The sequence below is a fragment of the Plantactinospora sp. ZYX-F-223 genome (genome assembly GCF_039649625.1).
GTDB lineage: Bacteria > Actinomycetota > Actinomycetes > Mycobacteriales > Micromonosporaceae > Plantactinospora.
The window spans coordinates 57439-80011 of sequence record NZ_JBDJAV010000032.1 but is presented as its reverse complement, the minus strand read 5'-3'; the positions used below and the strand labels follow the sequence as shown (position 1 = coordinate 80011).

21 protein-coding genes and 2 pseudogenes are annotated in these 22573 nt (G+C 74.1%); 9 read left to right on the top strand and 14 right to left on the bottom strand.

Translation table 11 applies throughout. From position 1 onward, the window contains the following. Window positions 1–317: 317 nt before the first annotated feature. Both AAH979_RS28925 and AAH979_RS28920 read left to right on the top strand, forming a co-directional pair. Complete coding sequence (locus AAH979_RS28925; RefSeq protein WP_346261283.1) at window positions 318–1811, top strand: S1 family peptidase; 1494 nt, start codon at window positions 318–320, stop codon at window positions 1809–1811. A 149-nt stretch (window positions 1812–1960) separates the two neighbouring features. Then, entirely contained in the window at window positions 1961–2197 is a 237-nt protein-coding gene (locus tag AAH979_RS28920; RefSeq protein WP_346261282.1) for a hypothetical protein, read from the top strand. 76 nt (window positions 2198–2273) lie between these two features. Here AAH979_RS28920 and AAH979_RS28915 read toward each other — a convergent pair whose 3' ends face one another. From AAH979_RS28915 to AAH979_RS28905, 3 genes are all read right to left on the bottom strand, one after another. Further along, window positions 2274–2624: a DUF3140 domain-containing protein gene (locus tag AAH979_RS28915; protein ID WP_346261281.1), complete on the bottom strand. Its 351-nt coding sequence runs from the start codon at window positions 2622–2624 to the stop codon at window positions 2274–2276. Next, window positions 2624–2791 (bottom strand): hypothetical protein, encoded by a 168-nt coding sequence (locus AAH979_RS28910; RefSeq protein WP_346261280.1) that lies wholly within the window; start codon window positions 2789–2791, stop codon window positions 2624–2626. Before AAH979_RS28910 ends, AAH979_RS28915 begins: the two co-directional genes overlap by 1 nt. A gap of 185 nt (window positions 2792–2976) precedes the next feature. Next, window positions 2977–5547, bottom strand: a complete 2571-nt coding sequence (locus tag AAH979_RS28905) for an ATP-dependent Clp protease ATP-binding subunit (RefSeq protein ID WP_346261279.1) — start codon at window positions 5545–5547, stop codon at window positions 2977–2979. A 112-nt stretch (window positions 5548–5659) separates the two neighbouring features. Between AAH979_RS28905 and AAH979_RS28900 the strand changes: the two genes are divergently transcribed. From AAH979_RS28900 to AAH979_RS28875, 6 genes and pseudogenes are all read left to right on the top strand, one after another. Continuing rightward, window positions 5660–6061: a hypothetical protein gene (locus AAH979_RS28900; protein WP_346261278.1), complete on the top strand. Its 402-nt coding sequence runs from the start codon at window positions 5660–5662 to the stop codon at window positions 6059–6061. A gap of 240 nt (window positions 6062–6301) precedes the next feature. Further along, window positions 6302–6562, top strand: a complete 261-nt coding sequence (locus tag AAH979_RS28895) for a hypothetical protein (protein ID WP_107259179.1) — start codon at window positions 6302–6304, stop codon at window positions 6560–6562. An 8-nt stretch (window positions 6563–6570) separates the two neighbouring features. Beyond that, window positions 6571–7437 carry a hypothetical protein gene (locus AAH979_RS28890; protein WP_346261277.1) on the top strand — a complete coding sequence of 289 codons (867 nt, stop codon included), beginning with the start codon at window positions 6571–6573 and terminating at the stop codon, window positions 7435–7437. Beyond that, window positions 7430–9382, top strand: a pseudogene (locus tag AAH979_RS28885) (FtsK/SpoIIIE domain-containing protein); the annotation flags it as partial. The gene AAH979_RS28890 and the pseudogene AAH979_RS28885, both read left to right, overlap by 8 nt. Before the next feature lie 216 nt (window positions 9383–9598). Beyond that, window positions 9599–10294 (top strand): annotated as a pseudogene (locus AAH979_RS28880) (cell division protein FtsK); the annotation flags it as partial. After that, complete coding sequence (locus AAH979_RS28875; RefSeq protein ID WP_346261276.1) at window positions 10291–10959, top strand: hypothetical protein; 669 nt, start codon at window positions 10291–10293, stop codon at window positions 10957–10959. The pseudogene AAH979_RS28880 and the gene AAH979_RS28875, both read left to right, overlap by 4 nt. Before the next feature lie 221 nt (window positions 10960–11180). Here AAH979_RS28875 and AAH979_RS28870 read toward each other — a convergent pair whose 3' ends face one another. The 3 genes from AAH979_RS28870 to AAH979_RS28860 form a co-directional block, all read right to left on the bottom strand. Beyond that, window positions 11181–12692 carry a cupin domain-containing protein gene (locus AAH979_RS28870; protein ID WP_346261275.1) on the bottom strand — a complete coding sequence of 504 codons (1512 nt, stop codon included), beginning with the start codon at window positions 12690–12692 and terminating at the stop codon, window positions 11181–11183. A gap of 15 nt (window positions 12693–12707) precedes the next feature. After that, window positions 12708–13013 carry a hypothetical protein gene (locus AAH979_RS28865; RefSeq protein WP_346261274.1) on the bottom strand — a complete coding sequence of 102 codons (306 nt, stop codon included), beginning with the start codon at window positions 13011–13013 and terminating at the stop codon, window positions 12708–12710. Window positions 13014–13335: 322 nt separating this feature from the next. Beyond that, window positions 13336–14358, bottom strand: coding sequence for a LacI family DNA-binding transcriptional regulator (locus tag AAH979_RS28860; RefSeq protein ID WP_346261273.1), 1023 nt, complete (start codon window positions 14356–14358; stop codon window positions 13336–13338). Window positions 14359–14615: 257 nt separating this feature from the next. Between AAH979_RS28860 and AAH979_RS28855 the strand changes: the two genes are divergently transcribed. Continuing rightward, a complete protein-coding gene (locus AAH979_RS28855; RefSeq protein ID WP_346261272.1) occupies window positions 14616–16148 on the top strand; it encodes a glycoside hydrolase family 43 protein in 1533 nt (510 codons plus the stop codon). Window positions 16149–16161: 13 nt separating this feature from the next. Here AAH979_RS28855 and AAH979_RS28850 read toward each other — a convergent pair whose 3' ends face one another. From AAH979_RS28850 to AAH979_RS28815, 8 genes are all read right to left on the bottom strand, one after another. Further along, a complete protein-coding gene (locus AAH979_RS28850; RefSeq protein WP_346261271.1) occupies window positions 16162–17133 on the bottom strand; it encodes a GNAT family N-acetyltransferase in 972 nt (323 codons plus the stop codon). Between the two features lie 63 nt (window positions 17134–17196). After that, on the bottom strand, window positions 17197–17691 hold the full coding sequence (locus AAH979_RS28845; protein WP_346261270.1) for a YbhB/YbcL family Raf kinase inhibitor-like protein: 495 nt from the start codon (window positions 17689–17691) through the stop codon (window positions 17197–17199). Between the two features lie 91 nt (window positions 17692–17782). Then, entirely contained in the window at window positions 17783–18253 is a 471-nt protein-coding gene (locus tag AAH979_RS28840; protein ID WP_346261269.1) for a DoxX family membrane protein, read from the bottom strand. After that, window positions 18250–18408: a hypothetical protein gene (locus AAH979_RS28835; protein ID WP_346261268.1), complete on the bottom strand. Its 159-nt coding sequence runs from the start codon at window positions 18406–18408 to the stop codon at window positions 18250–18252. Before AAH979_RS28835 ends, AAH979_RS28840 begins: the two co-directional genes overlap by 4 nt. A 20-nt stretch (window positions 18409–18428) precedes the next feature. Beyond that, window positions 18429–19934 carry a beta-N-acetylhexosaminidase gene (gene nagZ, locus AAH979_RS28830; protein WP_346261267.1) on the bottom strand — a complete coding sequence of 502 codons (1506 nt, stop codon included), beginning with the start codon at window positions 19932–19934 and terminating at the stop codon, window positions 18429–18431. Between the two features lie 403 nt (window positions 19935–20337). Further along, window positions 20338–20631: an antibiotic biosynthesis monooxygenase family protein gene (locus AAH979_RS28825; RefSeq protein WP_346261266.1), complete on the bottom strand. Its 294-nt coding sequence runs from the start codon at window positions 20629–20631 to the stop codon at window positions 20338–20340. A 136-nt stretch (window positions 20632–20767) separates the two neighbouring features. After that, window positions 20768–21379: a dihydrofolate reductase family protein gene (locus AAH979_RS28820; protein ID WP_346261265.1), complete on the bottom strand. Its 612-nt coding sequence runs from the start codon at window positions 21377–21379 to the stop codon at window positions 20768–20770. A gap of 176 nt (window positions 21380–21555) precedes the next feature. Continuing rightward, window positions 21556–22356: an SDR family oxidoreductase gene (locus AAH979_RS28815; RefSeq protein ID WP_346261264.1), complete on the bottom strand. Its 801-nt coding sequence runs from the start codon at window positions 22354–22356 to the stop codon at window positions 21556–21558. Window positions 22357–22573: the final 217 nt, after the last annotated feature.

Here is a 22573-nt window from a genome sequence, read left to right as displayed (position 1 = left end):
CGGGATATACCTCGGTCGATTGTGGCCGGTTACCTTAACCGTGCCCTGCCCGACCCAGAACCGCTGGTACCGAGGCGACCGTCGACATCGCCGCGGCCCGCGGGGCTGACCCCCGGTCGGCGGGGCACCGGCCACCGTGTGCCGTCCGGTTCCGGGCCGGACGGCGCACGGGCCGATCGGCCCTGCTGCTGCCCGCGGCTCGACCGCTCCCGTGCCACTCGCCACCGCCTCCCTGCCCCCGGGGCAGGGAGGCTGGCCGATGCGCGGCTGCCGGTTCCCCTCCCCCACCGAACTTCCGTTCCGTAAGGAGACTCCGGATGAAGCGAAGACTCGGCACACTGGCAGCGGTGACCCTGCTGCCGGTGGGCATCCTCGGCACCGTGGCCCCACCCGCCGCCGCGGCGCCGGACAACGGCACCCGGGACACCGCCCCGGTCACCGCCGAGGCCGCCACCCCCGAGATGCTCACCGCGATGCAGCGCGACCTCGGACTCACCGCCGCGCAGGCCCGGACCAGGATCAGCCGGGACGACCAGGCCAGCCGGGCCGACGCCGGGCTGCGCAAGTCGCTCGGCCGGGCGTACGGCGGCGGCTGGATCTCGCCGGCCGGTGACCTGGTGGTGGCGATCACCGACCGCGCCCAGGCCGCCCGGGTGACCGCCGCCGGTGCCCAGCCGAAGCTGGTCGCCCGCAGCGCCGCCCAGCTCGACGGGGTCAAGTCCGGACTGGACCGGGCCGCCGCCTTGGCGCCGGCCCGGTCGGTACCCGGCTGGTACGTCGACGCGCCCACCAACAGCGTCGTGGTGCTGGCCAGCGGCGGTACGGCGGCCGCCACGGCGTTCGTCGCGGCCAGCGGGGTGGACGCCACGGCGGTACGGATCGTCGCCACCACCGAGGCGCCCCGGCTCTACTACGACGTCCGGGGCGGCGACGCCTACTACATGGGCGGCCGCTGCTCGGTCGGCTTCTCCGTCACCGGCGGTTTCGTCACGGCCGGGCACTGCGGCCGGACCGGTACCGCGACCCAGGGCTACAACCAGGTCGCCCAGGGCACCTTCCGGGGCTCGTCCTTCCCGGGCAACGACTACGCCTGGGTGCAGACCAACACCAACTGGACCCCGCAGCCGTGGGTCAACGACTACGCGGGCGGCAACGTGACGGTCGCCGGCTCGACCGAGTCCGCGGTCGGCGCGGCGATCTGCCGGTCCGGCTCGACGACCGGCTGGCGGTGCGGCACGGTGCAGGCGAAGAACCAGACCGTCAACTACGCGGAGGGCTCGGTGAGCGGCCTGACCCGGACCAACGCCTGCGCCGAGCCGGGTGACTCGGGCGGCTCGTGGCTCTCCGGCCAGCAGGCCCAGGGCGTCACCTCCGGCGGCTCGGGCAACTGCTCGTCCGGTGGCACCACCTACTTCCAGCCGGTCAACGAGATCCTCTCGGTGTACGGGCTGACCCTGCGTACCAGCGGGGGCGGGCCCGGTGAGCCGCCGCCCACCGGTACCTGCACCGGCTACGCCAGCACCTTCAGCGGCTCGCTGCCCGCCGGCGGGGTGCAGTACCAGCCGAACGGCAGCTACTACCAGACGACCCGGTCCGGCACCCACCGCGGCTGCCTCGACGGACCGTCCGGAGTGGACTTCGACCTCTACCTGCAACGGTGGAACGGCAGCTCCTGGGTGACCGTGGCCCAGGGCACCTCACCCGGGCCGGACGAGACGACCTCGTACAGCGGCACGGCCGGGTACTACCGGTACGCCGTCGACGCGTACAGCGGGTCTGGCAGCTACACCCTCGGCGCCACCGCGCCCTGACCGGCGGACCGGTTCCGCCACCCGGCGTATCCGCTCGACCGCCCCGGGCTCCCCGCGCGCGCCACGCGGGGAGCCCGGCGGCGCGGCCCGGCGCAGGTACCTCGACGCCGACCGGTGCGAACCGGCCGCAAGCGGGTACCGGTACCGGCATGACCGACATGATCCCGCCCGAGGACGACCGGGAGACGGTACGCCGGGTCGCCGCCGCGCACACCGCCGCCTCCCGCGACGTCGAGGCCTTCCTGCGCCGGGTACCGGCGCTGCCGAGCCCCGAGGACATCGCCGAGTACGCGGCGCTGCTGGCCCGGGAGGAGGCGCTGCGTACCGAGCGGACCGACGCCGCCGACGCCGCCGGGCTGAACGTCCCGAGCATCGGCGGCGCCTGAACCGATCCCCGTCCGGCCCGTTCGCGGCGCGTGCGCACGGACGGGCCGGACGGGGATGGTCGCGGTGCAGCCCCGGCTACCGCTCGATCAGCGGGTCGTGGCCGAGGTCGAGCAGGGCCCGCCGCCAGTCCTGGTCGGTCGCGCCGGCGGGTGGCCGGGTGTCGATCAGGTCCTGGATCTCGGCGACCGTCTCCCGCATGAGCTGGATGTCGCCGTCGGTCAGGTCGACCTTGCGCTTGCCCAGGATGGCGAGGATCTGCCGGCCCGGCTCCGGCAGCCCGAGATCCGGGTCGGCGCCGAACGCCTCCTCCCCGGAGCCCTGGGTGAGCAGCCAGCTGCGGAGCTGCTCGGAGGTGACGTTGACGCAGCTGTGGAAGTCCTGCCACAACTGCTCCACCTCCGGCTCCACCCGTTGCTGCCGGGCCATCACGCCTCCTCCGCCGGCGGCGACTCGGGCCGGGCCGGCTCCTCCTCGGTACGGTTCCGGTTCCGCTGCGGTGGCCGGGGGCGCGCCGGGCCTGCGGCGGCGGCCGGCGGCCGCAGTACGGCGTCGGTCTTCGCGCTCTTCTCGCGGTTCTCCTCGGGCTGGCTCACGCCGCTCCCCTCCTCTCGTCCCGGCTCCCACCGGGCAGGTCGTGCCGGCAGATCCGGGTCCGCGGCGGTCCCCGCGTATCCGGCGGGCGAGGATCCCGGACCCCCGGCGGGCGGGCGCGCTCCCCGGCCGGGCCCGCTGGTCCGGTATGTCCGCGTCCCGGGCGGGCCGCCGGGCGGCCGCCGGCTCATCGGCCGTGCGTGGCGGTGGCCGGGCTGCGCCCGCCGGGCCGCTCCCCAGCCGACACGTCGAAGGTCAACTCGCCGTCCCTGGCGCCGACCGTGATCCGTTGCCTCGGTTCCACGGTCCCGTCCAGCAGCATCCGGGAGAGCCGGTTGTCGACCTCCCGCTGGATCGTCCGGCGCAGCGGCCGGGCGCCGAACTGCGGCTCGTAGCCGTGCTCGGCGATCCAGTCCACTCCCTCGGTGGTGAACTCGACCTCGATGTCCTGGGCACGGAGCCGACGGCGGGTCTCGTTCAGCAGCAGTTCGGTGATCTGCCGGAGCTGCTCCGACTCCAGCCGGCGGAAGATGATCACCTCGTCGATCCGGTTCAGGAACTCGGGGCGGAACTGCTCCTGCAACCGGCGCATCAGCCGGTCCCGCAGCTCGCTGTTCTCGTCGTCGGCGGGGTTGCCCGCACCGCCGCCGAAGCCGACACTGCGCTGGGCACCGGTGATCAGCTCGGAGCCGAGGTTACTGGTCATGATCAGTACGCTGTTCCGGAAGTTCACCGTCCGGCCCTGGCTGTCGGTGAGCCGCCCGTCGTCGAGTACCTGCAACAGGATGTTGAAGACGTCCGGGTGCGCCTTCTCGATCTCGTCGAGCAGCACCACCGCGTACGGGCGGCGCCGGACCGCCTCGGTGAGCTGCCCGGCCTCCTCGTACCCGACGTAGCCGGGCGGGGCGCCGACCAGCCGGCTCACCGTGTGCCGCTCCTGGAACTCGCTCATGTCCAGCCGGACCATCCGGTCCTGGTCGCCGAAGAGCGCCTCGGCCAGCGCCCGGGCCAGCTCGGTCTTGCCCACCCCGGTCGGGCCGAGGAAGAGGAAGCTGCCCATCGGCCGGTCCGGGTCGGCCAGCCCGGTACGGGACCGCCGTACCGCCTCGGCGACCGCGCTGACCGCGTCGTCCTGGCCGACCACCCGCTCGTGCAGGTACCCCTCCAACCGCAGCAGCCGGTCCCGCTCCTCCTCGGTGAGCTGGCTGACCGGAATTCCGGTGGCCCGGGAGACCACCTCGGCGATCTCCTGCGTCCCCACCTCGGGGACCGCCGGCTGGTCGCCGTTGCCGCTCGCCACGTGCAGCCGCTCGCGTACCTCGCGCAGGTGGTCACGCAGCTCGGAGGCGCGCTCGTACTGCTCGTCGGCGACGGCCTGGTCCTTCTCCCGGCGTACCTCCTCCAGTTCCCGCTCCAGTTCCCGCACGTCGCCGGCGGGCGTCCGGGTACGCAGCCGCACCCGGGCACCGGCCTGGTCGATCAGGTCGATCGCCTTGTCCGGCAGGAACCGGTCGGTGACGTACCGGTCGGAGAGTTCGGCGGCGGCGACCAGCGCCTCGTCGGTGAACCGGACCTGGTGGTGCGCCTCGTAGCGGTCCCGCAGCCCGCGCAGGATGGTGACGGTGTCGTCCACTGTGGGCTCCGGCACCAGCACCGGCTGGAACCGCCGGGCCAGCGCGGCGTCCTTCTCGATGTTGCGGCGGTACTCGTTCAGCGTGGTGGCGCCGATCACCCGCATGTCGCCGCGGGCCAGCGCCGGCTTGAGCATGTTGCCGGCGTCCATCCCGCCCTCGGCGCCGGCACCGCCCGCGCCGACCAGGGTGTGCAGCTCGTCGAGGAAGATGATCAGCTCGTCGCCGTGCGCCCGGATCTCGTCGATCACCTTCTTCAGCCGTTCCTCGAAGTCGCCCCGGTAGCGGGTGCCGGCGACCAGCCGGGCGAGGTCGAGCTGGACCACCCGCTTGCCGATCAGCGTCTGCGGCACGTCCCCGTCGCAGATCCGCTCGGCGAGTCCCTCGACGATCGCGGTCTTGCCCACCCCGGCCTCGCCGATCAGCACCGGGTTGTTCTTGGTACGCCGGGACAGGATCTCCACCGCCTGTTCGATCTCGTCCATCCGGCCGATCACCGGGTCGATCTCGTCGGCCCGGGCCAGGTCGGTGAGGTCCTGGCCGTACTGGTCGAGGGTCGGGGTGCCCCGGTCCGGCTTGGCACCGCCGTTGCCGCCGCCGCTGGCGCTGGCCGCCTGCAACGACTGCGGCTGGATCCGGCCCGCCGCCAGCATCCGGCCGGCCGGCGACTCCGGGTTCAGCGGCAGGGCCATCAGGATGTGCTCCGGCCCGATGTAGGAGGCGCCCATCGCCCGGGAGAGCTGGTGTGCGTCGAGCAGTGCCCGCTTGGCCGCCGGGGTGAGCGACATGTTGGACGGCACCTGGCCGTGCTTGGCCGGCCGGTCCACCCGCTGCTCGCCGCCGAGCGCGCCGAGCAGCGCCTCCGGGTCGGCGCCGGCCCGGCTGATCAGGTCCCGCAGCGGCTCCCGTTGCAGGGCCGCCCAGAGCAGGTGGTCGGTGTCCAGATCGCTGCTGTTGGCCTGGGCCGCCCGGCGCGCCGCGTCCGCGAGCAGCTCCCGGGCGTCCGCGGTCATCAGCCTGGTGATGTCCACCCGCTGCCCCTGCCGGCGGCTTTCTCCCCGGCCGAAGTACCGGGCCAGGAACTCGTCCCACGGATCGGGGCCGAAGTCGCCGGGTCCCTGCGTCATCTCATGTCCCCCTCACGGGCGCGGGCACTGGCGTCACCTCGGCTACCCGGCGGAAGGCCCGACAAACGCGGCGTAACCACAGGCCGGGTGGCGGGGATGGCAGGCTGGGCGGATGGCAGCCGAACCTCTCCTCGTCGTGGACGCCGCCAACGTGGTGGGGTCCCGCCCGGACGGCTGGTGGCGGGACCGCGCCGCGGCCACCGCACGGTTGCGGGACCGGCTGGCGGTCCTCGCCCGGCTCGGCCTGCCCGGGCTGGCCCCGCCGGTCGAGGTGGTGCTGGTGGTGGAGGGCGTGGCCCGCCGGGTGGGGCCGGCCGAGGGCATCCGGGTGGTGGCGGCGGAGGGCTCCGGCGACGACGCCATCGTGGGCCTGGTCGAGGCGGAGGCGGCCGGCCGGGGCTGCCTGGTGGTCACCGCCGACCGGGCGCTGCGGGCCCGCATCACCGCCCTGGGTGCCGAGGTACGCGGACCGCGCTGGCTCACCGAGCCGCTGGACCGGGTGCCGGAGAACTGACCCCGTCAGCCTGGAAGTTGCAGGATTGAGCTGGCCTTTCCCGGGTGCCGCCAGACAACTGTCGGAGATCCGACTGAGTAGTCGTGCGGTGGCACAAAGTGGGAGGAAGCCTGCCGTATGGCCGACGTCGACGGGACCACCTGGGAACGGACAGCCGGGCAGCAAACGCCCAGGGCGCCGCAGAGCGCCGATCGGGATAAGCTCTAATTAGAGCCCTCCCCGCCCCCAGGAGGTTTCGTCGTGGCGAGTGTCGCCGAGCTGAAAGCGGCCATCGATGCCGCACTCCAGCAGATCGGCGACGGCCAGGCCGCGGTGCAGGCCGCCAGCGACAAGCTCGCCGAGGCGCAGCAGACCCTGGCCGGAGCGCTGGAGGGAAGTGGACACTCCACTGTCGACGCCGCGCAGGCGTCGCTCTCGCAGGCCGCCCAGGAATTGGAGGAGTGCCTCGCCGCGACGCTCGCCGCCGTCGAACACGCCCAGCTCTACGTCTCGACGCTGTAGAGCAGCGGATGTCCATCATCGAGGAGCTGGGCGCCCGGGTGCGGGCCGCGTCCGACGAACTGCCGGTCGAGCTGGTGATCAAGGCACTCGACCACCTGAAACTCGCCTCCGAGCGGCTGCGCTGGGTCCGGCAGGAGTCGGCCGACCCGATGGGCGTACCGGAACTGTCGGCCGCCACCGAGCACCTGGAGACGGCCGGGCACGCGCTGCGGCTCGCCCAGGACCAGTTCGCGACGTACCTGGCCGCGATCGGGCTGGGCCGGGACGGACCGCCCGCCGCCGGCCCGGAGCGCCCGCCCGCCCGCCCCGGCGCCCGGGGCCCGGCGGACCCGTCCGGCCCGGTCCGGCGGGCCGCTCCCGCCCGGACCGGCGGCTGGTGGTCGGTCCGGGTGGCCGAGCTGTTCGACCGGCGGGACACCCCGGCGCCCAAGCCGGACCCCGAGATCACCGACCCGGAGGAGCTGCTCCGCCGGGTGACCAGCGGCGTCCGCTCCGGCGACCGGACCCGGCTGCACACCGAACTGCGCGCGGTCGAGGCGAACGTCGGGCTGGGACTCGCGTCGGTCGCCCCGCCGATGCTCCGGGACCTGGCCGCCGAACTGCTCGGCCATCCGCCCCGGGCAGCGGACCTGCCGAGACTGCGCCGGGAGGTCACCGGACAGGTGCGGGACCTGGTGCCCAACCTGCCGCCGGGAGTGCTCGACACGCTGCTCAGTCGGGTCTGCCGGATGCCGCCACCGAAGGAACCGGTCGAGCAGCCGCATCCGGCCGACCCGGCGGTCGCCGCCGGGGTCCTCACCGGACTGCTGATGCGCCGCCTCGGCCTCGACCAGCGCCCCGTCACCGCTCGCGCACCCCGGGACACCCATGCCTGACCTACGGACCCAGCTTGTCGACCGGGTCCGCACCATGCTGTCGCACGCGCTGGGCGCGTCCCGGGCCCGGCTCACGGCGGCGCGGACCGAACTTGGTACCGCACAGGACCGGCTGCGCCGGATCCGGGAGGCGGCCGCCCGGGTTCCCGGCCGGGTCGGTGCGGAACGGGACCGCCGGGTCGCCGAGCTCTCGGACCGGTACGGGGCGGAGATCGACCGGCTCGCCGCCCGGGCTGCCGAGGCCGCCGCCCGGGAGGCACCCGGTGCCGCCAGTACGGAGTGGACGGGCTGGCAGCCCAGCCCGGTGCTCCGGGGCGAGGCACCGGGACCGCTGCGGATCGGCACCGTACGGCTGCCCGGCAGCGTGCCCGTACCGGCGCTGGTGCCGCTGCTCGACGCCGGCCACGTACACCTGTCCGGGGCCGATCGGGGCGGCTGCGACGCGGTGGTCGCCGCGCTGCTGCTCCGGGCCCTGGGCCGGGCCGATCCGGGCGCGCTCCGGCTGGTCGGCTACGACCCGGAGCACCTCGGTGGCGGGCTGGCCGGCTTCGCCCCGCTCTCCACCGCCGGGCTGCTCACCTTCGTCGGGCCGGGCGGGCTGGCCCGGCTCCTCGACGACCTCGTCGACCAGATCCGCCGGATCAACGAGACCGTGCTGGCCGGCGAGTACGCCTCGCTGCGCGAGCTGGCCGCGGCCACCGGCCGGCGCCCCGAGCCGTGGCGGATCGCGGTGCTGCTCGGCGGCGACGAACTGTCCCGGCACGAGCGGGGCCAGCTCGACCGGGTGGCCCGGACCGGCGCCGCCTGCGGCGTGCACCTGGTGGTACGCGGCATCGAGCTGCCCGACGAGCCGGACGTGCACCGGGTGGTGGTCGACGGCGGCACCGCCCGGCTGACCGGCTGCCCCGAGCTACCGGTACGCCCCGACCCGGCCCCGCCGGCCGCACTGGTCACCGAGACCTGCCGGGAGGTGGCGACCCGGGTCAACGCCGGCCCGCCACCGACGCCCTTCACCGACCTGCTCCCGTCGGCCGACGAGATGTGGCGGGAGGACTCGGCCGCCGGTCTCGTCGCGCCGATCGGGGACGGTCCGCACGGCCGGCCGGTAACGCTGACCCTCGGCGACTACCCGCCGCACGCGCTGATCGGCGGCCCGTCCGGTACCGGCAAGACCAACCTGATCTTCGCCTGGATCGGCTCGCTCGCCGCCCGGTACTCCCCCGCAGAGCTGGAGTTCTACCTGCTGGACTTCAAGGAGGGGGTGTCGTTCGCCCGGTTCGCCCAGGGTCGCCGCGACCCAAGCTGGCTGCCGCACATGCGGCTGGTCGGGATCAACGTCAACACCGACCGGGAGTTCGGGCTGGCCCTGCTGCGGTTCCTCGCCGAGGAGCTGCGCCGCCGGGCGGACGCGGCCAAGCGGCACGAGGTGACCAAGCTGGCCGAGCTGCGCGCGGTGGACCCGACCGGTCGCTGGCCGAGGATCGTCGCGGTGGTCGACGAGTTCCAGATGCTGCTGGCCGGCCGGGACGCGGTGGCCCGGGAGGCGGCCGACCTGCTGGAGGATCTGGCCCGGCGGGGCCGCTCCCAGGGGATCCACCTGGTGCTGGCCTCGCAGGACGTCCGGGGTATCGAGGCGCTGTGGGGCCGGCCGGCGCTGGTCGCCCAGTTCACCCTGCGGATCGCGCTGCCCAAGGCGCTGCGCATCCTGGCCGAGCGCAACGACGCCGCGCAGGTGCTGCCCCGGCACCACGCCATCGTCAACGCCGAGTCGGGGATGTCCGAGGGCAACCAGGTGGCCCGGATCCCGGCGGCCAGCGACTGGGGTACCTGGAGCGACCTCCAGCACCGGCTGTGGCGGATGCGCCCGCCGGATGCGGCCCCGGCCCGGCTCTTCGACGGCGACGCGATCCCCCGGCTGGACGAGGCACCGGACTTCGTCGCGCTGCGCCCGCCGGGCGAGCCAGCCCCGGTGGGCAGTCCCCGGGACCGCGCGGCCGGCGGGGCGATCTGGCCGGACGGGGTCGGGCCGGAGCGGAGCGCCGCGCCGAACGGCGGCACACCGGCCCAGGCCGGCGGGGACCGGCCCGGCGGTGCGGAGCGGACCGGCGGGGACCGGCCCGGCGGTGCGGAGCGGACCGGCGGCGGCGCCCGGGGGCCGGTGGCGCTGCTCGGCGAGATCATCGACGTGCAGGCGCGCTCGGCCGGGATGCGGCTGCCCCGGGCACCGGGCCGGAACCTGGCCGTGCTGGGCACCGGGGTGGACGAGGCCTGCGCGGTGCTGGACGCGGCGGCCCGGTCGCTGCGCCGCCAGCACCGGCCCGGCACCGCCCGGTTCTCCATCGCCTGCCTGGACCCGGACGCCGACACCGCCGCCCGGGCGCTCTACGAGGCGCTCGGCACCGACGCCGCCTGGTACTCCGAGGACGACATCGGCGAGCTGATGGCCGAGACGGCCGACGGGCTGGGCTCCGGCGGCACCCCGGGCGAGCCGCACTACCTGCTGCTCTATGCCGTCGACGCGGCCGCCGGCCAGCTCGGCACCACCATCGGGCGGCGGTCCGGCCTGGACCACCTGCGGCACGTGCTGCACAACGGGCCGGAGCGGCGTACCCACACCCTGGCCTGGTGGCGGGGGGTGGCCCGGCTGCGAGCGGACCTCGGCGGGCCGGCGTCGCGTACCGACCAGATCGGCGCCTGGGTCGCGCTCGACGTGCAGGGTGCGGAGCTGACCTCGGCGCTCTACCCCGGGGCCGGCGGGGGGCCGGACTGGTACCCCCGGCCGTGGCGCGGGCTCTTCTTCGACCGCTCGGTGCACCGGACCGGTCAAGTGATCATCCCCTATGGACCGTACCGATGAGCGGCGACCTGGAACGGGAGGTCAGCTACGCCCGGGCGATCCGGCGGCTCGCCGAACTGACCGGCCGGGCCGAGGCGGAGCGTACCGAGGCGAACGGCTGGTACGAGCGCCAGTGCGCCGCCGCCGAGCGGGCGGTACGCGACGCGGAGCAGGCGGTGCGCCGGGCCGAGGCGGAGGTGGCGGCGGCCCAGCAGGAGGTGGACCGTACCGAGGCCGAGTCGGTTCACCTGTGGAGCATCCTGCGCGGCCAGCTCGGTGCGGCGGACCGGCGGATCGGCGAGCCACCGGTGCCGCGCAACGGCGCACCGGCCGACGTCGAGGCGCTGCTCGACGGGGTCCGGGAGCTGCTGGACCGGGCCCGGAAACCGGGTGAGCTGCCGCCGGCGACCCGACCGCTGCTGGCGCTCTTCGGAGTGCTCGGCGCGGCCGCCGCGTACGCCCTCGGGCTGGCCGCCCGGGCCGCCGGTGACCGGTACGGCGGCGACCTGGCGGTGGCGATGCCGGTACTCGGGCTGCTGGTGACGCTGCTCGGCCCGGTCGTCGGGCTGGCACCGGCCCGGGTACTCGCCGACCGGCGGCACGCCGGCCTGGACGTACGGTCCGCGCTGGTCGTGGTGGTCGCCGGGCTGGTCACCACCGGGGCCCTGTTCGGCCTGCTCCGCTGACCCGCTCGCCGTCGGGGCCGGGCAGCGGCCGTCGGGCCGGGACCGCGACCGCGTCGCGGAGCAGGCGGCGTGCGCCCCCGACGCCGCCGCGACAGAGTCGCGGTGCTGCCCTCGGCTCAGGCCGGAACCGCGACCGCGTCGCGGAGCAGGCGCCCTGCCCCGCTGACGCCGCGCGACAGAGTCCCAGTGCCGCGCGACAGAGTCCCAGTGCTGCCCTCGGCTCAGGCCGGAACCGCGACCGCCTCGCGGAGCAGGCGCCGGGCCAGCACGATCCGGTCGGCGTCGTCGTCCAGCCCGGGGAGGTCGCCGACCCGGTGCACCCCGCCGGAGAGGAACGCCCGGACCGCCAGCGCGCACTGGGCCGGGAAGGTCACCGTGCGGTCGAAGAGCGACAGCACCACCCGGCCCGGGCCACCGTCGTCGCCGGCCGGCTGGGCCGTCAACTGCCAGCGCAGGCCGTCCCGGGGGGCGAGCCGGCTGTCGGCGTCCAGCGCGGTGATCGCCGCCGCCTGGGCGAGCGGCCGGATCGGCGCCGGTCGGGCAGCTGGCCAGGCCCGGGCGCGCAGCCGGGCGGCGACCGCGCCCGGGTCGGCGCGCAGCAGCCAGTCCCGTAGCGCCTCGACGGTCTCGGTCAGCTCTGGCTCGACCTGGTCGACCTCGGCCACGTCCATCCGGAACGGCAGCGTGGCGCGCAGGCGCGGATCCTCGGCGGCCAGTTCCAGCAGCGTCTCGACGATGGCGTACCGGGTGAGGGCCCGGACGCCGACGGTCAGGTGCAGGCTGCTCTCGTCCTGTGCCCGGGCGCTGTGCAGCCATCCCCGGGGCAGGTAGAGCGCGTCACCGGGCCCCAGCACCACGTCCAGCGCGGGCGGGCCCTCGGCGACCGCGGCGACCTCGTCGGCCCGGCCGCCCCACGGCTGCCGCTCCAGCGGGTCGGGCAGCACCGGCTCGTGGACCTGCCAGTGCTTGTGCCCGTCGACCTGGAGCACGAAGACGTCGTGCGTGTCGTAGTGGGTGGCGAAGCCCTGGTTTCCCGGCGGCGTCAGATAGGCGTTCACCTGCAGCGGCTGGCCGAGGTGCAGGCCCAGCTCGCGGGTAAAGTCGATCAGTGGCGGCCAGGTCCGGTGCAGTCCCTGGAGTACCAGGGTGGCGCCGTCGGCGTAGAGCGCGAGGATCCGCTCGTCGAGCACCTGGTCGGTGATCTCCGCCCCGGCCCCGCCGCCGCCGGTGTACTGCCCGGTCGGCAGCACCTGCCCGTTCTTGGCAACCCGCAGGAACGGCGTACGCAGTCCGCGCCGACTGAGCAGTTCGTCGGCGTCGGACGGGCTGAGCAGGTCCCGGAAGCCGTCCGGGTTGCCCAGTTCGGCCGCCCGGGAGAGCAGTGCGGCCCGTCCCCAGTACGCGGCGGCGAACTTCGCCGGCTCGACCGCCACGCAGCGGGCCAGGGCCGATCGGCCCAGCGGGCCGGTCCGCCCCACCGGGCCGGTGGACCGGGCCGGGCGACCGTCGCCGCCCGCCCCGGTCGCCGGATCCGGGGCGGCAACGGCCAGCGCCACCGGTCCAGGTGGCGCGGTGGGCGCGCCGGTGACCGACCCGCCGGGGCTCGGCCGCTCGGTGGGCGGCGCGTCGGGCAGGTCCGCCCGGGAAGGGTCCGCCCGGGAAGCCTCCGCCGGGGAAGCGTCCGGCCGGCACTCCGGCGCGACCGTGCCGGTCGACCCGTCGTACTCGGTCATCGCCGGTGGCCAGTGCTAGCGGGCGGCGCTGTCGGCGCCGCCGTCCTGCTGCCCGGGTACCGCGCCCGCGTCGGCCGGACCCTCGGCACTGCCGTCGGCCCCACCGTCGTGCTGCCCCGGGGTCGCGCCGCCGTCGGCCGGACCCTCGGCACTGCCGTCCGCACCGCCGTCGTGCTGCCCCCGGGTGGCTCCGGCGTCGGCCGGGCCTTCGGCGGCACCGTCGGCGCCACCGTCCCGGCCCAGCGGGTTGGCCCCGCCGTCGGCCGGCCCCTCCCCACCGCCGCCGCCCGTGGTCCGGATGTCGTCGTCGTCGAGTCTCATCGGGTGCTCCCTCGGGTCAGCGCCCCGCCGCGCGGCCGGGCGTCGCTACGCGGGTGGTGGTACCCCGCCCCCGATCACCTCTAACCCGGCAAACCGGTCCGCTCCCGTGCGCGGGTGACTCGCGACCCAGCGGACCGCTGGCGGTCAGCCGGTACGGCAGGTGGCGCGGTTCGGGGCAAAGTGCCTGCCCGGCAACGGCAGGCGATGCCGACGCATGCCCGGCGCGCACCGCCGCCCCGAAATGTCTCGACAGGCCACCCCGGCTTCTACCGGAAATCTCCCGGAAGTTCGTCCGGCAGGCACCGGGAACCGTCCGGGTAGATCACTTCCGGGCGTACGGCGCCGAGCTGTCCCGGACCACCAGGTCGGTGGAGAGCTCGACCCGGGGCGTGTCCAGCGGCTCGCCGCCGGCCAGCCGAAGCACCGTCCGGGCGGCCAGCAGCCCCATCTCGGCCAGCGGCTGGCGCACGGTGGTGAGCGGGGGCGACGCCCAGCGCGCCTCCGGCAGGTCGTCGAAGCCGACCACGCTGACGTCGTCGGGTACCCGCAGACCGCGCCGCCGGACCGCCTCGTACGCCCCGAACGCCATCTGGTCGCTGGAGGCGAAGATCGCCGTCGGCGGCTCGTCGAGGTCGAGCAGCGCGGCGCCGCCGGAGTAGCCGGACTCGTGGTAGAAGTCGCCGGGCACGATCAGCTCGTCGCGCAACGGGATGCCGGCGGCGTCCAGGGCGGCCCGGTAGCCGTCGAGCCGGGCCCGGCTGCACAGCAGTCGCGGCGGGCCGGCGATGAAGCCGATCCGGCGGTGGCCGAGCGAGAGCAGGTGCTCGGTGGCGCGCAGCCCGCCGGCCCAGTTCGTCGCGCCGATGGTGGGGATGTCGAGGTTCGGCACGCCGGCGGGGTCGACCAGCACCATCGGCACGTTCAGCCGGCGCAGCTCGGCGTGCACCGGCGGGGCGAGGTCGCTGGCGACCAGGATCACCCCGTCGGTGGCCCGGGTACGCAGATTCTGCAACCACTGCCGGGTCGACGTCGACCGGCGGTGGATCGCCGAGACCACCGTGCCGACCCCGGAGGCGTGCGCGACATCCTCCACCCCTCGGATGATCTCGACCGCCCAGGGGCTGTCCAGGTCGTTGAAGATGAGGTCGATCAGGCTCGCCCCGGCCCTCGGTCGGGTGGCCCGTCGGCGGTAGCCGTGCCGGCGGAGGAGTTCCTCCACCCGTTCCCGGGTCTGCGGCGCCACGTCGTTGCGGCCGTTGAGTACCCGGGAGACCGTCGGCACCGACACGCCCGCCTCCTGGGCGATGGCGGTGATCGTGATCCTGCGTCCTTCGTCGACCGTCACGAGGCAGCTCCTTCGTTGAGGCTCCAGCCTACGACCGAAACACTTTCGCGGGTGCACCGGCGTCGGTCGCGCGCCCTCCCAGTATTTTGCCGCAGGTTCCGGGGTTGACTGACCGCACGGTGGGCCATAACGTTCCGAACGAGTTACGGAACAATTCCGGAAAGTTTACGCCGGAGAGGATCGTCCATGCCCCGTTCCGCCGCGACCACGATCCCTCCAGCTCGGACGGCCGGTGCCCAGACGGTGATCGATTCCTGATGGCGATCCCCGGCGACCCGGTCATCCCCGGCTTCCACCCGGACCCGAGCGTCTGCCGGGTCGGCGACGACTACTACCTGGCCTGTTCGAGCTTTGAATACTTCCCGGGCGTTCCGATCTTCCACAGCCGGGACCTGGTGAACTGGACCCAGCTCGGCAACGTCCTCGACCGGCCCAGCCAGCTCGTCCTGCCGCCCGGCACCCCCTCCTCCGGCGGGGTCTATGCGCCCACCCTGCGGCACCACGACGGCCGGTTCTGGCTGATCACCTCGAACGTCCCGCACGGCGGCACCCTGCTGGTCACTGCCGAGGATCCCGCCGGTCGCTGGTCGGAGCCGGTGCACCTGCCCGACGTGCTCGGCATCGACCCCGACCTGGCCTGGGACGACGACGGCACCTGCTGGTGCACCATCGCCGGCATCGACCAACTGCGGATCGACCCGCTCCGGGGGACGGTGTTGAGCCGGCCGCAGCGGATCTGGTCCGGCACCCCCGGTGCGCAAGCCCCGGAGGCACCGCACCTCTACCAGGTCGACGGCATCTGGTATCTGCTGATCGCCGAGGGTGGCACCGAACGCGGGCACGGCATCTCGGTGGCCCGGGGCCCGGCCCCGGACGGTCCGTTCGAGCCGTGCCCGGCCAACCCGATCCTCAGCCACCGCAGCACCGACCACCCGGTCCAGAACACCGGGCACGGCGACCTGGTGCGGGCCGCGGACGGCTCGTGGTGGCTGGTCTTCCTCGGGGTACGCGCCCGGGGCGGCACGCCCGGCTGGCACGTACTCGGCCGGGAGACCTTCCTCGCCCCGGTCACCTGGTCCGACGGCTGGCCGGTGGTCGGGCCGATCGGCACGGTGCCGCGTACCACCGCCCCGTCCCCCGCGCCGGTGGGTGCCGCACCGGCGCGGGACGACTTCGACACCACCGAGCTGCATCCGCGGTGGATCTCGGTCCGGTGCCGTCCGCCGGAGGACGTCTCGCTGATCGAGCGCCCCGGCTGGCTGACCCTGCGGGCCCGGGGCGGCTCGCTCGACGAGCCGACGGTGACCTTCGTCGGCCGCCGGCAGGAGCAGCACGACGTCCGGGTGCGCGCCCTGGTCGACCCCGGCATCGGCCGGGGCGGCCTGGCGGTACGCCTCGACGAGGCGCACCACTACGCGGTCGAGCTGGGCGGCGGCGAGGTCTGGGTACGGGCCCGGATCGGACCGCTGTGCCAGCGGATCGGCAGCCGCCCGGTCACCGGCCCGGTGGTGCTGCGCGTCGAGACCTGGGCCTCGGGGCCGGGCATGGACCACCCCCGGCAGGAGCCGGACGTGGTGCGGCTCGGCTACGAGGCGCCGGGCGGCGAGTTCGTTGTCCTCGCCGAACTCGACGGGCGATACCTCTCCACCGAGGTCGCCGGCGGCTTCACCGGGCGGGTGATCGGCTGCTACGCGACCGCCGACGCCATCGGGGTCGACTGGTACGACTACCGGGTCCTGGCCTCGCTGGACCGGGCCGAGGTGGTCGACGACGACCTCGTCGACGCCTGAGCCACCGACGTTCCTACCCGGTGCCGGCGGCGGCGACCGTCCGTTCGAAGACGACCGCCTCGTAGAGCGGGCTCATCCCCACCGACTGGTAGAGCCGGACCGGACCGATCGGGTTGCTCAGGTCGACGCCGAGCCCGGCGTACTCCCGGCCCTTGCCGGCGTAACAGGCGAAGGCCCGGGCCAGAAGCGCCGCGCCGACGCCCCGCCGCCGGTGTTCCCGCAGCACCGCCAGCTGCTTCACCCAGCCCTCGTTCTGGTCGAGGGTCTGGTCGGCGGACTGGAGGATGCCGACCGGCTCGCCGGCCACCTCGGCGACGAACCACTCGTCCCAGGCGACGCTGGGCAGCGCGGCCACCTGGGCCCGCCACTGTTCATAGCTGGCCGGCTGGTAGTCCGGGGTGTCCCGGAAGGCCGAGTCCAGGATCCGGTGGAAGGTGCGCAGCTCGGCGTCGTCCGTCGACCGGACCGGCCGGACCAGCACCCCCGGCGGCGGGGGCGGCGGCTCGGCGGCCACCCCGGCCAGCGGCCGACGCATCCGGGCGTACCGCTTGACGAACTCGAAGCCGGCGTCGCGGAGTACGCCGATCCAGCGTTCCTCGGTGGGCAGCGCGAGCGCCCGTACGGTCATCGCGGCGAGGCCAAACTCGGCGGCCCGCTCCGCGGAGCGGGCGAGCTGCATTCTCAGCAGCGGCACCTGGGCCGGCAGCCCCAGCTCCGGGTGCACGTAGACCTCGACCGTCTCCCGGGGCCCCCGGTTGGAGTCCTCCAGGTAGGACCAGCCGCGCACCTCGCCGTCCGGGTCGAGCGCGAGCCAGGTGTCCCGGGCCAGGTCGAGGTCGGGTGCGGTCAACACCTCGCGTACGTCGTCGGCGCTGAAGTCGGGGTGTCCGAGCGCCGCGATGTCGCTGGCGTGCACGACGGCGAGGATCGCCGGCACGTCGTCGAGGCCGGGCCGGCGCACGGACCAGCCGGGGGGCAGTGGCATGTCGAGCATCTAACCCCGGTCGGCCGTCCCGCGCCGCCGATTTTCCCGCCAGCGGGCCGAGGGTCAGCGGGCGAAGGTGCCGACCATGTTGCCGCTGGCCAGTTCCAGTTGCCGCACCGCGTCGTGCACGTCCGGCGCCTGCGGCGCGCCGGGCAGTTCCAGCGGCCGGTTCACGGCGTAGAGCCGGAAGAAGTACCGGTGCGGGTCGTCGTTCATCGGCGGGTGCGGGCCACCCCAGCCGGTCGTGCCGAAGCCGTTGGCCCAGACCCGGCCGCCCGGCGGGGTCTGGCCCTCGTCGACACCGCCGGAGGTCGCCTCGATCCCGGTCACCAGCCAGTGCAGGAACGGCGTCCGCCCGGCGTCCCGGTCCTCGACCAGCAGGATCAGCTCGGTCGCCTCCTCCGGCACCTCCGACCACTCCAGTGGCGGCGAGATGTTGCCGCCGTCCCGGGAGAACCGGTCCGGCAGCCGGTCGTGGTCGTTGAAGGCGCGGCTGCGCATCAGGATCCCGGCCATGGCGTCGCCCTCCTCCCGGTTCGGGATCTCTCCGGCCGCCACCGGCCGATGACGCCGGTGGTGCCGCTCGTCTGCTTCCGGGCGTACCCGCAGTGGGCCGGCCGAAACAGCCGCCGGCCGGGTCGCCGCGCGGTCAGCCGCGACGCTTGCCGCACCGGCGTGCGATCTGCCGCCCGAGACCCCGACGCTTGCCGGCCGCCCGGTCGAGCAGGTCGTCGAGGAGCAGGGTGAGGCCGGCCCCGATCAGCCAACTGTCCTTGGCGATCGGCACGCCCTGCTGGGTCGGGCGGGGGCTGCCGGGCTCGTGCATGCCGGGCGTCGCCCAGTACAGCCGCATCAGGCTGCCGCCGAAGCCGAGCAGGCCCAGCCCGACCAGCGCGGACGGGACGACCGGGAGCAGCAGGGCGGCGCCGAGGGCCACCTCGGTGCCGGCCATGAGCCGGGCGAACTGCTCCGGCGGGACCCGCTTGATCGGCGGGATCGCCCCAACCGCCATCCCGTGCATGCCCGCCGCCTCCTCGCCCTGGAGGTTCCACTTGGAAACGCCCGAGTTCAGCACGAACGCGCCGATCGCGAGGCGCAGCGGAAGATGGGACACGTTCATCGGTCGCTCCGCTCTGCCGGTACCGCTGTCCGGGCACACCTACCCGGATAGCCCGCCCGCACACCGGGTACCCCGGAGTCGGAGGCGTGCTGTGCCAGCAGGTCCCGGGCGACCTCGATCGGGTCGTCGGCCCGGGCCTGCACCGGCGTGAGCAAGCGGCGGACCACTACAGCGGTCAGATTGAGCCGGTGTCCACCGGCTGGACCGTGTCGCCTCGGCGACCGGCGAGGACCTCGGCTGCCGCCAGGCTGGACACTGCTGCGGCGCCGTAGGTGGCGATATGGGTACGGCAGTCCGGCACGTCGCTGTGTGGCAGACCCATCTCCACCACCATGGCGTCGGGGCGGGTGCGCAGCAGGTCGTGCACCGCCGCCGCGATCCAGCCGTGCCGGTGGGCGTCGCGGACCGCGATGACCAGTGGCCGGCCGGCCGCCTCGGCTACGGTCGCGGCGAGGTTGGAGGGAGGTCCGTCCCACCGCCGCCCGACCGTGCCCGGCAGGAGTCCGGTCAGGGCTGCCGTCATTCTCCACCCGGTGTGGCGTCCGACCTGTGCGTTCATTCGCGGGGACAGCTCGATGACATGGGGCGCGGCCGGCAGCGGCGTCGGGACGCCGGTGACACGTAGTGCCCGGCGGGCGGCGGCGAGCCCGGCGGCGCGATCATCACGTCCGGCCGAGGGACCGCTCGTACGTCCGCGCGCCGTCCACTCCGCGACCTGGCGAACCCGCCTGGCGGCCTCGGCGAGCCGATCCTCGGTAAGCCGTCCGTTACGGACCGCGGCCTCGATCGCCTCGGTTAGCCGGGTCAGGGTGGTCTGCGCGTCACGCCATCCGCCGATGCACACCACGTCCGCGCCGGCGGCCAGTGCTCGTACCGCTCCCTCCGCCAGCCCGTACGTTTTCTTGATCGCGGCCATCTCAACAGCATCGGTGACCACCAGCCCGTCGAATCCCAACTCCTCACGCAGTAGTCCCGTAAGAACCCGCCGGCTCAACGTCGCCGGCACGCTGTCCAACGCAGGCAGCACGATGTGGGCGGACATCACGGCACGTACGCCTGCCGCGATCGCGGCGCGGAACGGCACCAGGGCGCCGGCGGCGAGTGCGTCGGTATCGGCGTCGACCACCGGTAGGCCCCGATGGGAGTCGACGCTGGTGTCGCCGTGCCCGGGGAAGTGCTTGGCGCAGGCGGCCACGCCCCACGCTTGCATCCCGGCGACGAAGGCGGCGGTGTGCGCCGCCACCAGATGCGGGTCTGCGCCAAACGACCGGACGCCGATAACCGGGTTGTCAGGGTTACTGTTAACGTCGGCGACCGGGGCGTAGTTCAGGTCGATACCGCCGGCGGACAGGTCGCGGCCGATTCCGCCGGCCACCGCCCGGGTCAGCCCGACGTCATCCACCACTCCGAGCGCCGCATGGCTCGGCCACGAACTGCCCGTCGTGGACTCCAGACGGGTCACGTCGCCGCCTTCCTCATCGACGGCGACCAGCGCGTGCGGGTTCTCCGCGTGTACCGCTGCGGTCAACCCGGTCACCTGGGCGGGCGTGGCGACGTTGCGGTCCCACAGCAGAACTCCGCCGAGCCCGGCACCGAGCGCGCGGCGCAGCCAGTCCGGCAGGCTGATCCCGTCGAAACCAGGCTGCAACACCGTGCTGGCAAGGCGCGTGATGTCGTTCACCGAATGCCCCCTCTGCCTTCCGGCCCGGGCTGTATGGCACGTCCTCTTCGGCCGGGGCAGCGTGTACCCCGCCGTGTCCAGCTCGGTCGACTCGCGTTACCCAACGTCACATTCGCTCGGCTCGATCGGAAGCTGGCCTAACCATCAGTTCTGGAACTGACACTGTACCGATCTCGGGACTTCAGCCCGTTCCCCTGACACCAGTCCATGGTGGATCCGGGAGACGACGCTGTCGAGCTTGGTCAGGGCTTTGCGGGCGTTTGGAACAGTTCCGCTTACATCCTGGCAGGCTCGGCCACCTCGATCCGCACCCCTGCCTCCTCGCCCGCCGGTCCGTCGAGCCCCTGTCTGACAGGGTGGGCGGACAGCTCCGGGCAGCCGGGCCCGGGCCACGGTCGGGGTGCTATCCGGGTACGTCGTACGTCTCGACGACGCGGCGCTCCAGGCACGGCACGATCTGTTCGAGGGCGAGCCCCTTGAAGTGCGGCGTGTCGCGGTGCGCCTCGAACGCCTCGCGGGACGCGTACCGTTCGAGCAGCACGATGGTGCGGTCGTGGTCCAACTGCTGGTAACCCACGAAGGAGATACATCCCGGCTCGGCGCGACTCGCCTCGATGAACCTGGGCAGCAGTGCGCGGACCTTCTCCTCCGCACCGGCAGAGATCGTCCAGTGGGCGACGACGAGCAGTTCGGTCATCGCGACCTCCCTTCGTGACGGCGCCGGGTCTCGATGCCGATGGCCATCCTGGCTGACACACCATCGGCACCGAGACCCGCCCCCGGATCGGCCCCGTCCGGCCGGGGTGTGGGGCCGAGAGCCATCCTTTCCCTGTCTAGCCCTGCCCGAACGAGCCGATGACGACCTCGCCGGCCGGCTCGTACCTGCCGATCACCGCCCCGTTTGCGGAGACCGTGCTCCGCACCAGCTTCAAGCCGGCCGGGACGGTACCGTCGGCGAAGAGCCGCTTGCCCGAGCCGAGGACGACCGGGAAGACCAGCAGCCGGAACTCGTCGACCAGGTTGTGCCGCAGCAGCGTCTGGATCAGGTCGCCGCTGCCGTGCACCTGCAACTCGGGCCCGTCCTGCTGCTTGAGTGCGGTGACGCCCTCGGCCACGTCGCCCTCGATCAGCACGGACCTGTCCCAGCTCAGCGTGGGGCGCCCCCGGGAGGCGACGTACTTGGTGGCGCGGTTGAGCGGCGCGGCGCCGTCCTCCTCGGAGGCGTGCGGCCAGTACGAGGCGAAGATGTCGTAGGTCCTGCGCCCGAGTACCAGGTCGAACGGCTTGCCCATCAGGTCGTCCATCGCCTCGGCCACCTGGTCGTCCCAATAGTTGACCATCCAGCCGCCGTGTGTGAAGCCGTTGTCGTCGTCTTCGCCGGGGCCGCCCGGGGCCTGCATGACTCCGTCGAGGGTCAGGAACGTGCTCACGACCAGCTTCCGCATTGTCGGTCCTCTCGATCGGGTCCCCCGGCCGTGCGGCGGACCGTCGTTGTCGTCGCGTTCTCGCTTCCGCCAGCAACTCTCACACCGACAACTTCTCTTGTCAAGACCACAAGTCTTGTCGGCGGTACTGGTCGGCACGCACCGAACCGTCTGCGGCAGCCGTGCGCGCCGGCGTACTACGGGACGATCGCGTCGACGTAGCCGCCGTCGACCCGGACGGCCGCGCCGGTGGTGGCCGAGGCGAGCGGCGAAGCCAGGTAGCTGACCATGTTGGCGATCTCGGCGGGCTCGATCAGCCGCTGGAGCAGGGACTGCGGCCGGTGCAGCCGCATGAACTCGCGCTGCGCCTCGGCCCACGACAGGTTCCGGTCGACGAGCTGGTAGACGAAGTCCTCCACCCCGCCGGTGTGGGTCGGGCCGGCGATCACCGAGTTGACCGTCACGCCGGTCCCGGCGGCGGCCTTGGCGAACCCCCGGGAGACGCCGAGCAGCGCCGTCTTGGAGACCCCGTAGTGGATCATCTCGGCCGGGATGGCCACCGCCGAGTCGCTGGCGATGTACTGCACCCGTCCCCAGCCGCGTTCGATCATCCCGGGCAGGTAGCTCCGGGTCAGCCGTACCGCGGCCAGCACGTTGACCTCGAAGTAGCGCCGCCACTCCTGGTCGTCGATCTCCAGCGCCGGGCGGGCCCCGAAGATGCCCAGGTTGTTGACCAGGATGTCGACGGCGGGCAGCAGTTCGAGGGTCCGCGCCGTGCCGTCGTCGGTGGCCACGTCGGCCGGGACCTCGACCACCTCGGCGTCCGACACCTCGGCCCGCAGCGCGGTCGCGGCCCGCGCGACGCTGTCGGGAGTACGACCGTTGACCGCCACCCGCGCGCCGGCTCTGGCCAGCCCGGTGGCGATGGCGGCACCGATGCCCTGGGTCGATCCGGTCACCAGCGCGGTCCTGCCGGTCAGGTCGATCTGCACGGTCATGAGGCTCCCCAATAATGTGAGCGGTCCGGGAGGACCGGCACGTATCACTACAGATCCGACCGTAGTGCCGTACCCGCGCGGCGGCGCGGCGGGCACCACCCGCCGGTGGTACCCGCCGGAGGGGCGTCGTGGCGTCAGGGCTGCCGCCGCACGATCGGCAGGCTCGCCCAGATCCGGCCGAATCCCCAGGTGTCGGATCACCCCGGCCTGGGCGAAG